General features: G+C 40.1%; 18 protein-coding genes and 1 pseudogene. 13 read left to right on the top strand and 6 right to left on the bottom strand.

Translation table 11 applies throughout. From position 1 onward, the window contains the following. Window positions 1-92: 92 nt before the first annotated feature. Genes V7O67_RS14620 through V7O67_RS14610 form a run of 3 tightly spaced genes read right to left on the bottom strand, consistent with a single transcriptional unit; the run spans window position 93 to window position 864 of the window. Window positions 93-233, bottom strand: coding sequence for a winged helix-turn-helix domain-containing protein (locus tag V7O67_RS14620; RefSeq protein ID WP_406670373.1), 141 nt, complete (start codon window positions 231-233; stop codon window positions 93-95). 13 nt (window positions 234-246) lie between these two features. Continuing rightward, window positions 247-453, bottom strand: coding sequence for a helix-turn-helix transcriptional regulator (locus tag V7O67_RS14615; protein WP_342304146.1), 207 nt, complete (start codon window positions 451-453; stop codon window positions 247-249). Window positions 454-477: 24 nt separating this feature from the next. Continuing rightward, window positions 478-864 (bottom strand): hypothetical protein, encoded by a 387-nt coding sequence (locus V7O67_RS14610; RefSeq protein WP_342304147.1) that lies wholly within the window; start codon window positions 862-864, stop codon window positions 478-480. Between the two features lie 232 nt (window positions 865-1096). On the opposite strand from V7O67_RS14610, the gene V7O67_RS14605 reads away from it, so the two are divergent. From V7O67_RS14605 to V7O67_RS14560, 10 genes are all read left to right on the top strand, one after another. Continuing rightward, window positions 1097-1435, top strand: a complete 339-nt coding sequence (locus V7O67_RS14605) for an NAD(P)H-dependent oxidoreductase (RefSeq protein WP_406670372.1) — start codon at window positions 1097-1099, stop codon at window positions 1433-1435. 151 nt (window positions 1436-1586) lie between these two features. After that, a complete protein-coding gene (locus V7O67_RS14600) occupies window positions 1587-2300 on the top strand; it encodes an ABC transporter ATP-binding protein (protein ID WP_406670371.1) in 714 nt (237 codons plus the stop codon). Between the two features lie 19 nt (window positions 2301-2319). Further along, window positions 2320-3552: a COG1361 S-layer family protein gene (locus V7O67_RS14595; protein ID WP_342304149.1), complete on the top strand. Its 1233-nt coding sequence runs from the start codon at window positions 2320-2322 to the stop codon at window positions 3550-3552. A gap of 15 nt (window positions 3553-3567) precedes the next feature. Continuing rightward, window positions 3568-4782 carry an ABC transporter permease gene (locus V7O67_RS14590; protein WP_406670370.1) on the top strand — a complete coding sequence of 405 codons (1215 nt, stop codon included), beginning with the start codon at window positions 3568-3570 and terminating at the stop codon, window positions 4780-4782. Between the two features lie 2 nt (window positions 4783-4784). After that, window positions 4785-5999, top strand: coding sequence for an ABC transporter permease (locus tag V7O67_RS14585; protein ID WP_342304151.1), 1215 nt, complete (start codon window positions 4785-4787; stop codon window positions 5997-5999). A 160-nt stretch (window positions 6000-6159) separates the two neighbouring features. Then, window positions 6160-6861, top strand: coding sequence for an ABC transporter ATP-binding protein (locus tag V7O67_RS14580; protein WP_406670369.1), 702 nt, complete (start codon window positions 6160-6162; stop codon window positions 6859-6861). A gap of 12 nt (window positions 6862-6873) precedes the next feature. Next, window positions 6874-8109, top strand: coding sequence for a COG1361 S-layer family protein (locus V7O67_RS14575; RefSeq protein WP_406670368.1), 1236 nt, complete (start codon window positions 6874-6876; stop codon window positions 8107-8109). A gap of 10 nt (window positions 8110-8119) precedes the next feature. After that, the gene (locus V7O67_RS14570) at window positions 8120-9334 is read left to right on the top strand and encodes an ABC transporter permease (RefSeq protein ID WP_406670367.1); all 1215 of its coding nucleotides are present in this window, start codon (window positions 8120-8122) and stop codon (window positions 9332-9334) included. Window positions 9335-9391: 57 nt separating this feature from the next. Next, window positions 9392-9631, top strand: coding sequence for a PLDc N-terminal domain-containing protein (locus V7O67_RS14565; protein WP_406670366.1), 240 nt, complete (start codon window positions 9392-9394; stop codon window positions 9629-9631). An 86-nt stretch (window positions 9632-9717) separates the two neighbouring features. Then, complete coding sequence (locus V7O67_RS14560) at window positions 9718-10362, top strand: sensor domain-containing protein (protein WP_406670365.1); 645 nt, start codon at window positions 9718-9720, stop codon at window positions 10360-10362. On the opposite strand, the gene V7O67_RS14555 is transcribed toward V7O67_RS14560, so the two are convergent. Beyond that, window positions 10359-10640, bottom strand: coding sequence for a MarR family transcriptional regulator (locus V7O67_RS14555; protein WP_406670364.1), 282 nt, complete (start codon window positions 10638-10640; stop codon window positions 10359-10361). The genes V7O67_RS14560 and V7O67_RS14555 overlap by 4 nt on opposite strands. A 153-nt stretch (window positions 10641-10793) precedes the next feature. Between V7O67_RS14555 and V7O67_RS14550 the strand changes: the two genes are divergently transcribed. Next, window positions 10794-11309, top strand: a complete 516-nt coding sequence (locus V7O67_RS14550) for a response regulator (RefSeq protein ID WP_342304158.1) — start codon at window positions 10794-10796, stop codon at window positions 11307-11309. A 17-nt stretch (window positions 11310-11326) separates the two neighbouring features. After that, on the top strand, window positions 11327-13069 hold the full coding sequence (locus V7O67_RS14545; RefSeq protein WP_342304159.1) for a sensor histidine kinase: 1743 nt from the start codon (window positions 11327-11329) through the stop codon (window positions 13067-13069). A gap of 336 nt (window positions 13070-13405) precedes the next feature. Here the strand turns inward: V7O67_RS14545 and V7O67_RS14540 are convergent, their stop codons facing one another. Together V7O67_RS14540 and V7O67_RS14535 are read right to left on the bottom strand one after the other, a co-directional pair. After that, window positions 13406-15016 carry a PAS domain-containing sensor histidine kinase gene (locus tag V7O67_RS14540; RefSeq protein ID WP_342304160.1) on the bottom strand — a complete coding sequence of 537 codons (1611 nt, stop codon included), beginning with the start codon at window positions 15014-15016 and terminating at the stop codon, window positions 13406-13408. A gap of 176 nt (window positions 15017-15192) precedes the next feature. Further along, window positions 15193-16214 (bottom strand): annotated as a pseudogene (locus V7O67_RS14535) (IS630 family transposase). Window positions 16215-16712: 498 nt separating this feature from the next. On the opposite strand from V7O67_RS14535, the gene V7O67_RS14530 reads away from it, so the two are divergent. Further along, the gene (locus tag V7O67_RS14530; protein ID WP_342304161.1) at window positions 16713-16955 is read left to right on the top strand and encodes a hypothetical protein; all 243 of its coding nucleotides are present in this window, start codon (window positions 16713-16715) and stop codon (window positions 16953-16955) included. The last annotated feature ends 9 nt before the right edge of the window (window positions 16956-16964 follow it).

Genomic DNA, 16964 nt, shown 5'->3' with positions numbered 1-16964 from the left:
AAGTCGTAAATCTGCAAGTCGTTTTGTAAATAATCGAATCTGTCGATATTTAGTCAAGTACATTATGCATTCTGGAATATTTATAGTTTATTCTAATTGATTTTATTCAGCACATTCCAGGCGTGTTTGTAAGATATGTCCATCTTCGCACAGGCTTTTCGAAGTGCAACCTTGTCTTCGTCGATGATAGGTTTCCCATCTTCTGCAAGCCATATTTTTGTTTTTGCTTCCATCATTGTCTCCCGCTTACTCAAGATCCGATTCGTCAAAGATGAACAACTCATCAATTGTTGTTTCAAGGACTTCTGAAACCTTATATGCCAGTTTTAGTGAGGGATTGTATTTCCCTTTTTCCAGAAAACCAATGGTTTCGCGCCTGACACCAACTTTGTTAGCAAGGTCCTCCTGGGTCAGGTCATATCTGGCTCTGAGTTCCTTGATCCTCGTTTTCATTCAATCAGCCCTGCATATTGTTATTTATTCAATGTATCCTTTCCTGAAGAGGTACCACTGGATGCCCTTTGCGGTGACAATCATTGTGAACATAAGTATTGCCAGTATCTGCTTGACCGTCATTTGGGCTATCCCAAATTCCTCTACCCAGAAAAGCAGAGTTATTAAAATAAATGTTATCAACCATGAGTATGACAGTCCGTAAGCTCCGATTTTGATTGTTCTTTCATCTTTTACAGGTCCATTACGATATCGTTTTGCTCCAATGAACGTGACAAAGAGGATGATAGCTCCGATATTTATCAGGCTGATACCACCCTGCTGGTAGTCCGCAAACATTGCAACTAGTATGATTCCGGCCATGATGAGTACAAAGGCTAGTGTGTAACTGAGTTTGATGTATTTTTCCATAAAATCACTCCAAATTTAATTCTAACATTATATTAGATATTAAGCTTATTATGTGATGTATATCTAACATCAAGTATTTAAAATTATGTTTCATCCGGACAACTGGGAAATTATTTAGTCTGTAGTTTCCTCATATAACAGGTTGTTAGTTTTCTCAGCATAGACATTCAAACAAGTGGGGATTATGAAAATAAATGTTATTTTTTACAGTTTGTAAGGTCACAACTACAAGATGGCTAAAGCAGTGTTTGAAGTTGCAAGGGAAGTGGACGGTGCAGATGTAGGCTTATACCAAATACAGGAAACCTTTACTTCTGACGTCCTTGAAAAGATGGGAGCAACAGAATCCAAAAAGAGTTTTGAGCATATTCCTGTTGCAACTGTCGAGAATCTCAGCGAAGCAGATGCCATTATTTTTGGCACACCAACAAGGTTCGGAATGATGGCTGCACAAATGCGTGCTTTTCTTGACAGGGCCGGAGGCATCTGGTCAAAGAGCGAAGTTGCAGTGGATGGTGTTTTCTTTGCAGGTGGGGTGGTGAATCATTTTATAAAAAACAAACATTTCTGAATTAAGAACCCGGCAAATGTAATGAAAACATCAGTCTGTAAATAACCTTTTTATAAGTTCAGCCTAAAGTTAGTTTGAATTGATAAATCCGCTATTGCTATCAATATTATGTGCTGGTTGTTTAAGAACGCTTAAACTCGGGGAATGAATTATGGTTGGGAATAATGACAATAGTCCACCGATACGGGATGCTGTCCCCGTAATTGAACTCGTTGATCTTTGTAAGAGTTATCTTCTTGGGGAAATAGAAGTTCCCATTCTCCACGGGATAGACCTCAATGTGAAAAAGGGGGAATTTGTTGCCATCATGGGCCCTTCCGGTTCAGGCAAAAGTACCTTGATGAACATGATAGGCTGCCTTGACAGACCGACCAGTGGCAGTGTCCGGCTGATGGGAAAAGACACCGCTACCATATCCGATAATGAACTTGCGGAACTTCGTGGTTTTGAGATAGGTTTTGTTTTCCAGAATTTCAACCTTGTTCCACGACTTACAACTCTCCAGAATGTCGAACTTCCAACTTACGCTAACAAAAAAGCAGGCATTGATGCCAGAAAAAAGGCAAAGGAGCTTGTTGAACTAGTAGGGCTTACTGATCGCATTAACTATAAACCATCTGAAATGTCCGGTGGACAACAGCAGAGGATTGCAATAGCAAGGGCATTAATAAATGCTCCTTCTCTCATTCTTGCGGATGAGCCTACAGGTAACCTGGATTCAAAGACCAGTGAAGATATCATGGGAATTTTCTCGGAACTCCATGGAAAGGGCAGTACAATAGTAATGATTACCCATGATCCTGACCTGGCAGAATATGCAGACAGGGTCGTCTATCTGAAAGACGGAGTTATTGGTAATAATTGAGGAAAACGGAGGATAGGTTATGTTTGGGAAAAAGAAACCGCTTTTAATTATGTTAATATTATTAATTGTATCATTTATGATGCCATTGAATGCATCTGCCGCAGATGGTGCAGACCTTAGAGTGAGCATTCTTAAGTACGACCCGATTCCTGCAGAGATTGGGGAATATGTGAGTGTATGGGTCAAAGTGGAGAACTTGGGATATGCAAAAGCCGAAGGTCTCTCCGTAAGAATGGTTCCTGATTATCCGTTTTCCATAGACAGTAGCACAAATTCACAGGTCAATATAGGGATACTGACTCCTGACAATGCTGCTGTTGAAGAATTCAGGCTCTTTACTGACACAGCAGCAAAACAGGGCATCGGTACTTTTGAAGTATGGTATCAGGAAGATAACAGTGGTACCTGGTTCAAGAAGGAATTTGAGATAAGGGTCGGTTCTGACAGTTTCGACAGTAAGGGTACCATACAGCTATCAGGAGATCCTGTGAAAGAACCTGAGGTTTTCATGCCTGGTGATACCGGTACAATTTCATTCACACTTCAGAACAGTGCCACTGATTACTCCATAACTATTGACGGAGAGCAGTATGACACCAATGCAAGAATACAATCTGCATCTCTTGATGGTGTTGAAGGAATCAAAGTTACTACAAGTACTTATTATGGAAATGGTGTCATCGGTCCGGGTGAATCAGTGGACCTGACATACAACGTGGAAGTCGATGAAGGCACTCCGGATGGAACGTACTATCTCGATTTTTCCATTGTAGGCAGTTCCCATTCATACAATAACAACTGGAGAATTCCCGTAAAGGTCGATTCGTCATCTGTCAGGGTCATCCCTTCAAAGCCACTGGTACTTGAGAATGGTGAAGGAGTACTCGAATTCGATGTTGCTAACATCCATCCGAATATGCTCTCATCTGTGAGTGTTCAACTGGAAGCGGAAGGTATTGAATTTTCTCCGGCAGAGTATTTTATTGGTTCCATGGACCCTGATGAACTCTTTACTATTGAGCTCAACGCAAAAGCTGTGGCAGAAGACTTGTCGTTCCCTGCTGACCTTGTCATTTATGCAGAGTTCAGGAATGGTCTGAATGAACATACTCAACAGATCGATACTCGGCAATTGAAACACAACGTAGTTGAAAACGACAGTGGTTCCGGTATCTACATAGTAGTGCTCCTACTGATCGTTGTGGGCGCAGGTGCTTACATCCTTTACAAGCGCAGGATGAAAAAAGAGTAACTGGATGCACTTTATATGTTAAGTCTGGCTCAGGCTATAAGGATATCTCTTGGAAGCATTGGCAGTTCTAAGTTAAGGTCAGGTCTCACGACTCTTGGTATAATCATAGGGGTTGCTGCAGTAATTGCTAATGTGTCTCTCGGAGCCAGTTTCAACCAGTTCTTCAATGATGAAATAGGAGCAGTTGGCTCCAACTTTATTGTCATATATAGCCAGAATGACAATGTATTCTTTGATAGCCAGCTTGAACTTATACGTAATACGCCGGGTGTTGTCGGTGTGTCTCCGATAAACCAGCAAATGGCCCAGGTGACATATCTTTCAACTTCACGGCAGATTGATATCCAAGGGGTTAATTCGGATTATGCCGAAGTTGCCAATTTCAAAATGGATTCGGGAAGTTTCCTTGATGACAATGATCAGTATGTGGCAGTGCTCGGCTCAGAAGTAGCCTATGAAAAGTTTGACAAGAAAATATCCCTAAAAAATCCTATCGAGATAACTTTCAGGCTCGAGGATGGCGGGGTTGTGACCCAGAAGTTTATTGTTAAAGGTATAGTGCAGGATCCAAACACAACCTTTGCCCAGACCGGAGTTGAACCGGAGGTCCGTATATTCATTCCAATAGATACAATGAACGAGATTCTTGGGATAGACTACTACGGTGGTTTTTTCATAAAAGCCGAAAGTCTTGAAGCAGTTGGTCCAACCGGGGAAGAGATTGACAAGCGACTTGCACGCAGCCTGGGGGTTCCGAACAGGGACCTTGAGAATCCTGATGCAAAACCCTATGTTCTCTTCGACCAGATTGAGATTCTCGAACAGACTAACCAACTCTCAGCTGCGCTTACGGCTTTGCTGACATCGGTTGCATTAATTTCACTGATCGTCGGCTCCATTGGTATTATGAATATTATGCTGGTGACAGTTGCGGAAAGGACGCGGGAGATTGGCCTGTTGAAATCTCTTGGATTCAGTGAAAAGGATGTTCTTTCTCTCTTTATAATTGAATCAATGATAGTAGGTCTCATAGGTGGAATCTTCGGTACTGCTCTTGGGATGGGTACAGCTACGATAGCAAATAGTTTTCTTGACCTTCCAAACATATTTCCTCTAAGTCTTATATTCCTTGGTTTTTTTGTTTCTCTTCTCGTAGGACTCGTAGCAGGTGTTTATCCTGCGAGGAAGGCTGCACGTATGGATCCGGTTGAAGCTTTGAGGAAGGAGTGATCATGATCGATCTAAGGCATGCATTCACAATTGCTCTTGGCAGTATAAGCAGTGCGAAACTGCGTTCAACCCTTACAGCCCTTGGTATCATAATAGGTGTCGCTGCAGTTGTGGCTAATGTTTCCCTTGGTGCAAGTTTCAACCAGTATTTTACAGATGAGCTGGGTTCTCTTGGTTCTAATTTTATAATCATATACAGTCAGGATGTTAATATTTTCTATGATAGTGAACTGGAACTTATCCGAAATACTCCTGGAATAGATGGAGTTTCTCCATTCAACCAACAAACAGCAGCCGTTACATACCGATCAGCTACGAGGCAGGTTGATGTACAGGGTGTGTCTGAGGATGCACAGTATATATCCAATCTGCTGGTGGAAGAGGGTAATTTCTTCACAGATAAAGACAAATTTGTAGCGATTCTTGGCAAAGATGTTGCAGAGGATAAATTTGAAAAGGATATCTCCATCAAAAATTATGTGGATATAACTATCAAACGGCAGGATGGAACAAGTGTGACCCGCAAATTCCGGGTAAAAGGCATACTTGAAAGTGAGGATAATACCTTTGTAACGGGTGGTCCTGATCGTGATGCCACTATATTCATCCCTATAGCTACATTGAACGAAATGCTCAATGTCACTGATTATGGTGGTTTTTCTGCGAATACAGGAAGTGCCGAATCTGTGAGGGAAGTCTCTGATGAGGTTGACAAGCGTCTGGCAAGATCATTGGGTGTATCTTCCAGAGATCTGGATAACGATGATGCAAAACCCTACCGCATTTTCAACCAGGCGGAGATAATTGAGCAACTGGATACTCTTTCAGATTCGCTGACCATATTGATTACACTTGTAGCGGTTGTAGCTCTTATTGTAGGGTCTATAGGCATAATGAACATCATGCTTGTTACTGTTACTGAAAGAACCCGGGAGATCGGTCTGCTGAAATCACTGGGATTTACAAGGTCCGGTATTCTTATGCTTTTCATTGTAGAGTCAATTATAGTCGGGGTGATCGGGGGTATACTTGGAACACTTCTGGGCCTGGTCGGATCTTATGTTGTGGAAGTGTCTTTGAATATTCCTCCAGTATTCCCGTTCTATCTTATATTCCTGGGTTTCTTTGTATCTGTGCTTGTTGGACTGGTGGCTGGTGTGTATCCTGCTAACAAAGCTGCAAACCTAGATCCTGTGGAAGCTCTTCGGCACGGATGAATCGTGTGCTGAATTTTCCGATATCTTTTTTAGTTGTTTATAGTCAGTAAACATTTTTGATATACAAACCAGACTATATATCGAAAGGTTTAAGTATTTGCTTCGCATTGTCTGACTTGACGATAAATAGTCAAGTTGGTACAATTAGAGGTGAGCTCAAGTGGTTGATTACAATAATGGTTCAGATGAGGTTAATGTCATTAATATCTCTGATCTGAAAAAGAGTTATCAGGTAGGTGATATGGAAGTCCCTATACTGAAAAGTATAGACCTTTCCGTGAAAAAAGGTGAATTCGTTGCAATCATGGGTCCTTCAGGCTCAGGTAAAAGCACCCTTATGAACATGATAGGTTGCCTTGACAAGCCCAACTGCGGGCAGGTTATCATTATGGGGAAAGAAATCAACAAGCTTTCAGAGGTCGAACTTGCAAGGTTGCGTGGTTTTGAGATTGGTTTTGTTTTCCAGACCTTTAATCTGATACCACGTTTGAGTGCATATGAAAACGTACTCCTTCCCACTTATTCCAATTCAAAGAATGGAGTGGATACAGTCCAGCGGGGCAAAGACCTGCTAAAACTCGTAGGTCTTGATGATCGTATGGGCCACCGACCGCCGGAATTGTCTGGAGGGCAAAGGCAGAGGGTTGCAATTGCAAGGGCTCTTATAAATGATCCATCCCTGATCCTCGCCGATGAACCAACTGGTAACCTGGATTCAAAAACCGGTATTGAGATTATGAATATTTTCACCGATCTCCATAAAAAAGGGAGAACGATAATCATGATCACTCACGATCCCGATTTGACAGAGTATGCGGACCGGGTGGTGTACATCAAAGATGGCTATATCGGGAATAATTGAGGGTGGTTTTGAATGAAAATTAATAGTGTTGTCCAGAAAAATTTTTACATTTTACTTTGTGTTGCTATGTTGAGTACTTCTTTCATAGCACCTGTTTCAGCAGCATCTGCTGCTACAATGAAGGTTAATATAATTGAGTACGATCCATTCCCGGCACAGATCGGTGAATATGTTGATGTGAGCGTGAAAATAGAGAATGTCGGCTATGGTCGTGCAGATGCAGTTTCCTTAAAGATGGAGCCTGAATACCCATTTTCACTTGATTCGCAGAACAATGCAGTGGAATTTATAGGTATACTCTCTCCTGAGGATGCAGCAGTCCATGAATATCGCCTGTATGTGGATGAGAATTCAAAGGTAGGCACCGGTACGGTTGATGTCTATTATCAGATATACACAGGAGGCTCATGGTACAAGTCCTCCTTTGATCTGAAAGTAGGTTCAAATACATTTGACAGTAAAGGAACTATAGAGCTTAGAGGGATATCCTGTGATCCGGTTGTGTTTATGCCGGGGGATGTTGGCACTGTAAGCTTCACTCTCGCAAACACGGCAACTGAAAGTTCGGTGACCATTGATGATGTGGACTATGATACCAACGCACGTGTTCAGTCCGGTGTTCTCAAAGGTGTCGAAGGTATCGATGTAACAAGTGACAGTTATGTAGGCTCTGGTGTGATCGGTCCGGGTGATTCCATATCCCTGAGTTACAATGTGGATATCAGCGACGATATTGAGGATGGTACTTATTATCTGGAACTTTCTATGGTAGGAAATTCACATGCATATAATAGTAACTGGAGAATTCCTGTAAAGGTCGATTCCTCAGCAATAAAGGTCATTCCTTCAAAACCACTAATACTTACCAATGGTGAGGGTACCTTTGAGTTTGATGTGGCTAACATGCACCCGAACACTCTAAGTTCCGTGAGTGTCAGGCTAGTTTCTGATGAACTTGATTTCTCTCCTGAGGAATACTTTGTCGGTTCAATGGATTCTGATGAACTCTTTACCATAGAGGTGGATGCAAAATCTGACATTCAGGAATCATCAGTTCCGGTAACCATCACGGTCGATTACAGGAATGGTATAAATGAGCACAATACCGAAGTTGCTGTCCGTGAATTGAAACTCGTAAATGAAGCAGAGGGAAATAGTGGAAACCTTGCAACGGTAGGTATCGGACTTGCAGTATTGCTTGGAATTCCTGCAGTTATATTCATGAAGCGCAGGAAGCAGAACAACTAAGGTGAACATTATGCTGAGTCTGAAACATTCCTTCAGGATGGCAATAGCAAGCATTAGCAGCTCAAAAATGAGATCTGCATTGACAACACTTGGTATTGTCATAGGTGTGGCTGCGGTCATTGCCAATGTATCACTGGGTGCCAGTTTCAACCAGTACTTTACCGAAGAGATAGGTTCAGTAGGAAACAATTTCATTATAGTCGAAGGCAAGACCTCTAATTTATTTCATGATGACGAAATGGAGCTTGTGAAAAATACACCGGGTATCGTGGGTGTATCTCCTTTGAGTCAGGAAGTAGCCCAGGTAAAGTATATTTCCACCATGCGGCAAATTACTATCCAGGGTGTTTCAGAGGATTATGAGGAAGTAGGCAATATCCAGATGGAAAGTGGAACATTCATCGACGATAAGGACAAGTATGTGGCAGTTATCGGTCATGATGTTGCTTATGACAAGTTCGACCGCAAGATATCTAACAAGAATACTATTGAACTTACATTTACAAGACCGGATGGCGAGACCATTACAAAGCAGTTCAAAGTGAAGGGTATCGTGGACAGTCCGGAAACATCGTTCGTTCAGAGTGGAATTGAATCTGATGAAAGAATATTCATTCCCATCTCGACTATGAACGAGATAATAGGTGAGGACTACTACTGGGGATTCTTTGCAGCGGCAACAAGTATGGAATCCATAGACGATGTTACTGATGAGCTTGACAAAAGGCTTGCAAGACATCTTGGAGTTCCTTTCAGGGATATTGACAATGAGGATGCAAAGCCCTATGCTCTTATGAATCAGGCTGAAATATTGAAAGAAGTTGATCAGTTGTCGGCTGCTCTTGGATCACTGCTGACTTCCGTTGCATTAATCTCCCTGATCGTTGGCTCCATTGGAATCATGAACATAATGCTGGTTACGGTCACGGAAAGGACCAATGAGATAGGTATCATGAAGTCTCTGGGTTATAAGAATCACGAGGTATTGTCACTTTTCATAGTAGAATCAATGGTAGTGGGTCTTATTGGTGGCATACTTGGAATTGGCCTTGGTGTGGCTGGTGCCTATCTTGCAGACAATGCAATGGGTCTTCCTTATGTATTTCCGGTGGATATGATCCTGATAGGTATGCTGGTGTCGTTGGTGGTTGGTTTGCTTGCAGGTGTATATCCTGCCAATAAAGCTGCAAAGATGAATCCAGTGGATGCACTAAGACATGAATAATTAAAGAGGTATTGGAATAATCAATAGGAATAACAGGATAATGGAGGATAAAATAAGATGTTTGATGAATTTGTATTTGTGATAATTCCATTTTTGATGGTCTTCCTTTTCTTTGGTGTTGGCATAATAGGGACATTGTTCTGGATCTGGATGCTTCTGGATACGGCAATGAAGGAGCCTTCGGAGGGCAATGATAAACTGATATGGATTATCATTATTGTCTTCACTCATCTGTTAGGTGCACTTGTCTACTTCTTTGTAAGAAGGCCAAAACGAATAGAAGAATATGGCAGGTAAATCTCAGTATGCAGTACACATCAGATAATATCAAAGCACTTCAGGGCATATAAGGTATCTACCTATGATAAAAACGAGGCAAACAAATGGCTGAAATAGAGACCGCTCTTAGGGATTTTGTAAGTGTTGCTTTCAGGAAGCAGACATATATGAATATCCTGTATCTTTTGTTCACATTCCCTCTTGGAACTGCTTATTTTGTATTCCTCGTAAGCGGCCTATCACTTGGCTTCAGTCTTATGACTATATGGGTGGGAATTCCCATACTAATTCTGATTTTCCTTGCCTGGTGGGAAATAGCATCCTTTGAGCGCCAGCTTGCAATATGGCTTCTGGGTGTGTATATACCTCCCATGTCGCTGAAACCTGTTAATGAAAAAAGTATTCTTGGCAGAGCTTTATACAGGGTAAAGAGTCCGGTTACCTGGAAGGCTCTCTTATTTCTGTTAGTAAAGTTCCCATTGGGGATATTCTCGCTTGTAGTTATGGCATTTTTGGTATCTTTGACATTAGGGATGTTAATTAATCCAATTCTTTATCTTGTGGGTGAGAGCTTTGCCAGTAGCTTACAGGAAGCCATTCTTGTTTCTATTTCCGGGATATTTGTGGGGCTGGCATCCATGCATGTGCTGAATCTGCTGGCGCATATCTCAGGAAGCTTTGCTAAAAGGATGTTAAGTGGCTATGAAAAACAGGCAGACGTTAGTTTGGTCGAAGAAATGAACTCTTAATCTTTTATCTTGTTGAGTTTTGTATAGAAGTTAAGTATAAGTTGTGTTTTTTTGTTATCAAGATTGAGCCGGAATGTGCGTATTTGTTTTCCAAGAGGTTTTTCTATAACAATACCGCTTTTAATGAGAGGAGAGATCACCCTTGCCACACTGGAATGGGAAAGGCCGGTTTCCTCTGCAATACCCGAAAGATATGTTGACTCGCTCTGATGCAAAATAAGGTTTTTCAGAACTGTCATCTGGGCTGTCTTTCCAAAAATCTCTTCCAGCGCATCCATTTTAATCTTATCTAAGATATTCGGTTATGGATTATAAGGTTTTCTTTTATTTGGATAGTTGGTCTACTCAATATACAAGCTCTTTGATATTTGGAAAGGTTTTAATAATATAATTCTTCTATATTTTATGAGCTTGTTTCAGGTAGAATTATCATGCATTCAGAAAACATTAACGAGAAGATTCTTTCACTTCTGGAAGAGATCCCTGGGATAACTACCGGGGAAATCTCAGACCAATTGTCAGTTTCCATGTCGCTTGTTGAGGATACGTTAAGAACCATGTCGGATATACGGCAAAAGATCCTCATCGTGGATGATGAGATGGATGCACTGTTGGCTCTGAAAGTAGCATTAGAAGCCGAAGGATATAACATTGTAGAGGCAAAAGACGGGTATGAGGCTATAGAGAAGGTACATTCTGAAATACCTGATGTTATATTGCTTGATCTTATGATTCCTGGAATTGATGGTTTTGAAGTCTGCAGACAACTGAAATCCGATGCAACATATAATCACATTCCTGTCATAATGCTCACAGCACGTGGAGAGGTCGATGACAAGGTTGAAGGAATTGAACTTGGTGCAGATGACTATGTGACCAAGCCATTCAACCTTAAAGAATTGAAAGCACGCATAAAAATGATCCTGAGAAGAAATCAGGATATATAATTATTTTTAATTGATCTATGTGGAACGGAAAAAGCAGATGGAATCTAATTCTCTTTGCTGTAGTAGTCTTGCTTTTGATAAGTTCCATAGTCTTCCTCTGGATGAAGACCAATCTGGAGGTAAGATCAGTTGTTGAGGAACAACACCAGAACCAGCAACTGTTGTTAACCCAGCAGATATCTGACAATATAGAAAGATCCCTCAATGAGAAGGTTTTGTTACTAGAGGTTATTGCAAAAAAGGACACTGGTGTGCCGCCTGATAATTTTGCATCAGATCTTAAAAGTGTCTATGATGTTGCAGGAATGTTCTACGTGGTGGAATATGTCTCAGAGAACGGGACAATCGTTTCAGGTTATCCTGAAGAACATGTACCCATTGGTTTCAATCTTTACGAGGATGACCAGGCTCGTGCCTTTGAACGCATAAAGGAAAGCAAAGAGGTCTATATTACAGTCCCCTTAAAGCTTATGGAAGGCAATTATGGTTCTTTTATATGGGTCCCTATTTATGAAGGAGATGATTTCAGAGGAGCTTTCATTGCTATTATACGGGAATCTGACCTTAAGGACCAGTATGTGGTAGAGTCCAATTCATCAAGTTATGCATATCTTCTTGATGACCGGGGAAGGTTGCTCTATGATGAGTCAGGGAAACATGAAAGAGGTACCATCTATGCTGAAATTTTAGGTTCGGATTCTTCGGGATTACTTGATATTATTTCAGAACAGGTGAATGGGACGGATGGAAGTGGTAAGTATCTTGTTTTCGATAATCATAGTGTAGTTGAGGAACGGCTTGTATCCTATTCTCCCATAAACTGGTATAATCAGAAATGGTCACTGGCGCTTACCAGTCCCTCTTCTGAAGTAGACCGGCTAATTGTATCGGTTTACCTGAAATTGTTCATTGTGGTTGCTGTTTCAGTTTTTTTTATCATCTTTGTTAGCTCATTCGTTGTTATCATTTTATTCAACTGGAGTAAGAGTCTTGAAAAGGAGGTTGATGACAAGACCCAGGAACTCAAGGAGTCAAATGATTCACTACGTGGAGCAAACAAAAAGCTCAAGGAGCTTGACAGGTTAAAGACTGAATTCCTATCAATTGTTTCTCATGAGCTTAAAACTCCGCTGACTGCAATGCGAACATCAAGTGAATTCCTGCGAGAGGACGATGTATGTGATGTTTCTCTAAGGCGTCAAATGCTTGATATTATCATAAGGAACATCGATCGTCAATCCCGGATGGTTGATGACCTTCTTGATGTTTCCCGAATTGAATCCAACCGCATGAAATTTCTCAGGGAACCGGTTGATATTGAGGATGCTATAAACGTTTCTCTTGAGGTGCTTGACACTATCATCAGGGAGAAAGACATGAGTATCATAGTAAATGTTCCTGATAATCTTTCTCTAATCAATACTGATAAAGACAAACTTGTTCAGGTATTTGTGAATCTTTTGAACAACGCTGTAAAATTCAGTAATAATAATAGTATAGTCACAATTGATGTTGATGATGCTGATGACGGTGTAAAAATAACCGTAAGTGACAACGGCATTGGAATGGGTCCTGAGGAGCTTGAAAGGATATTCGATAAATTTTACCAGATAGACAGTACGTCCACTCGTAAGGTTGGAGGAACTGGCCTTGGCCTGTCAATTGTCAAAGGAATTATAGAAGGCCAAGGTGGAACGATAACGGTACAGAGTGAATTAGGTAAAGGAAGTGTTTTTGTTTTCACATTGAAAAAACAATAATAATGGTACATGAATAATCGTAGCAACAACCGATTGTATCGGTAAAAAAGAACTTGAGATTATCGATGTGGTGTTCGGTAACACTACACATTCTAAATATATCATAAGTAGGATTGCAACTGGCCTGTAAAAATCGTTGGTGGGGAGTTTAAAGCTTATTCTGCCATGCTCGCAGGCAAGAAAAGAGGCATTTGATCGCGTGATAAAGAACGCAAAGAAAATGGTGCTGATGTAGTTGTCAATGTGAGGTTCACAACTTCCCAGAATAGCCGGTGCAGCTGAGTTACTTGCTTACGGAACTGCAGTTAAGTTCAAGGTTATTTGACCAAAGGATATTTACTGTTCTCCCGGGAACATCGGGATCATTAAAGTAAAATTACTTCCATTGTTAATCTCGCTTTCAACCTGAATGCTTCCACCATGCATTTCCACGAATTCTTTCACAATTATGAGTCCAAGACCCGCTCCTTCAAATTTCCGGGTGAGTGAGGAATCAATTTGTGAGAATGGCTGGAACAATTTATCCATATCATATCTTTCCATGCCAATACCTGTGTCTTTAATAGACGCTTTTAACATTTGCTTATCCTTTGACACACTGACTTTGATATCTCCGGATTCGGGGGTAAACTTTATTGCGTTGCTTATAAGGTTATAAAGAACTGTTTTTATTTTATTTTCATCAGCATTTATGGTCTTTATATCTTCTTCAAGCTTGAATTCCAGGTTTATTTTCTTCTTTTTTGCCATTGGCAATGTTGAGTTCTTTACATCTTCGATTATCGCAGGAATAGAAAACTCTTTTACTTCAAGTTCCTTGTTTCCTTCTTCAACAGCAGATAGCTCTATCATGGAGTTGACTAGAAGGAGTAAGCGGTTACCGCTTTGTTTGATAACATCGATGTATTGTTTCTGCCCTTCATTTGTGGGCCCGGCATACTCTTCGTAAAGAAGGTCAGAATATCCGATTATAAGGTTCAGGGGTGTCCTTAGTTCATGGCTGACATTGGCAAGGAATTGTCTTTTAGTACGATATGCGTTGTCGGATATCAATTTAGCAAAAACAAGTGCTTCTTCGGCATTTCTTCGATCAGTGATGTCTTCCCCAGATGCCAGTACTCCTGCAATGTTCCCATCTTCATCTTTTAGCAGGATGTTATGCCATGCAAAGATTTTCGTTTGGTTTTTGATGTAGCTGGGAGCCTCAAAATAAGGGCGAAGTTTTATTTTTCCGTCCATCATTTTTGAATAGTCACTTTTAGCTTTTTCCTGAAGCTTTTCAGGAACTGACATCTCAAACCAGTTCTTCGAAATAAGATCTAATTCGGAACATCCAAACAGTTCCCCGCCCTTTTTGTTAACTAGTTTGATCTTACCTTCTCTATCCATGGCAAAAATGATAACTCCCACAATGTCAAGATATTTTTGCGCCCTGTCTCTCTCTTCTTTGAGTTTGAATTCTATTTGTTTCAATCTGGCTATATCGACCATAAGTCCGTTAATGCCTATGAACTCTCCATTTTTGATTATGGGGCGGGATGTTGTATGTACGTAACTTATTGAGCCATCTTTTTTGACTATCCTGAACATATAAGGTTTATGCTCTCCAGAAACTGTTTTTTCAATATCTTCAAGCAGTCCGCGGATATCGTCAGGATGAACATGTTTTGTAAAATGAGTCCCAAGGACATCTTCTATTTCATAGCCGGTTATATTTTTGATTACAGGGTTAATATATGTGAAATAGCCATCTGTATCCACAGAAAAAAGTACGTCATTAAGGTTATTGAGTCTTTCAGTGTAAAACTCTTCTATTTCTTTTGCTTTAGATTCGGCTGTTTCTAATCTGGCACATAGCTCTTTTGTTTTTTCTTTAAGTTCCCTTATTTCCTTCTGACATTCGTCATTATAAGGTTCTTTTTTTGAGCTATGGTCTTCTGCTTTCATTTTTTGACTAACCGCCACGCATTATTATATTTATGTGTTATATTATATTCCGTACCTTTGCTTTATTGTTAATGAGATTTGTGGTCGGAATGGTCTAAACAGCGACCAAATATGAGGGTAGATGAACTTCCATGTGTTCTTAATCTCCTGCACATAAAGACAATGAATTATAGTTACTAACTTAACATTTTTAACTTATCATCCAGAAATGTCTCAATCCATTTTCTTGCGAAGCTAATCTTTGATGAACAATCAATAAACGCCTCAGCAATCAGATTTTTCATATGATCCAGATCTTTCACAAAATTGCGAGAAATAATTCTTTTGACACTTTTCCAGATGAATTCGATTGGATTCAAGTCGGGTGAATATGGAGGTAAATAGACCAATTCAATATCATTTGCCTGTGCAAATTCCACTGTATATTTTGCTCGATGTGATCTAAAATTGTCGAGAATAATTACGATTCTCTCTCCCATGTTATTGTTTTTAACAGCTGATAAAAACGAACATACATCCTCCTTGGTTGAATGTTCTTTGAAATCAATAACAGAATTACCATTCAATGCATAAAAACCGAAGGAGTTTGCTTTTATCCTGGTTGTGTTTTTGAAGATGGCAGGTTTATTGAAAGACCATAAACGAACCGTATTTGATGTTGTTTGGGGAGATGATTCATCAAGAAATCCGATAACGCAATCATCATCGATTAACGGTAAGTTTTTTTTAAACAATCTTCTGCATTTTGTGGTCTTCGATAATCATGCGCATATGGTTTGGCATGATGCATGCCAAACTTCTTCAAGATCACTAGTATTTGCTTAATGGTGTATTGAACCTTAAATTCATTATAAATGAGTTCCTGAACTTCTTTTGTAGACCAATCATCTCTTTCATGTAACATGTCCCTTAGTTTTTCTTTTTGATCATCAGTGAGTTTGGAAGGACATCCTCCTGAAAACCTAGGCTTTAATCCTTCATATCCGTCTTGATTCCACCGCTCTTGCCATTGATATGCAACGGGTTTTGATATCCCTACAAGTTTAGCTGCTTCATTAACAGAAGCTCCTTCATAACGATGTTTAACAAAATATAAACGTTGTAGAACTCGTGTGTCTTTCTCTAATGACTTAATATGTTTAAGCAATTCTTCTGATGAAAGATGATGCTTTATCGGAATTTGTTCGGGTTTAGCCATACAGTATTGTTATACTCAATTAGTATTAATAGTTTGGTTAATAACTATAAATATGGGGATGTCTGTAGCCCAATGAAACCAGTCTTTAATTTAGTAAAATTCCCCGTTATAATATTTCGGGGGCTGATATATAAATATTTATGCGGCAGTGAATATTCATGTAATATGTATTTGTTTACATATTTTATTGATATTTGAAAAAAACAGTACGCCGAGGTTGGGAGACGAAAATACAAGTATACGCCTATACATTCACTGCAGTATAATATAGGACAGGTTGAATATCAAGTTTCTGATGATTTACTAGTCAAAGATCAGGCCAAAATCGATGTATCTTTTATTCTGAGAGTGTGATTTGTAAACGCAGTCCAATATTTACCTTCTTCAAGAGCTACATTTTCTAGGTTAATTAGGATACTATTTAATGTTTCCCATATCCCTCTAGAAAAGGATGAAAAAGGCACGTGCATCTCTCTTCAGCAAAATGTGGGGTCGGGGGTGAATCCTGGTCGCTACATGGATGTAGTTGCTGTTTTCAGCCCTTCCCCGAAGAAAAGAATCGATGCAACCAAGGCTTGCACTCCGATTATAAAATGTAACCCGAATTGCAGTTCGTTTCCTGATAGTTTTGTAGAATATCATGCAGCTATTGCAAACTGGGCAATAGCCAGCATCAGGAACATTAACTCCGCAGTCTTGTTATTATTCATCATGCTGCCGTATTCTTCTCTTTTTGAGTAATTTCTTCAT

Source organism: Methanolobus sp. ZRKC4 (assembly GCF_045291305.1).
Taxonomy (GTDB): Archaea; Halobacteriota; Methanosarcinia; order Methanosarcinales; family Methanosarcinaceae; genus Methanolobus.
This window is presented reverse-complemented; position numbering and strand designations above follow the sequence as displayed.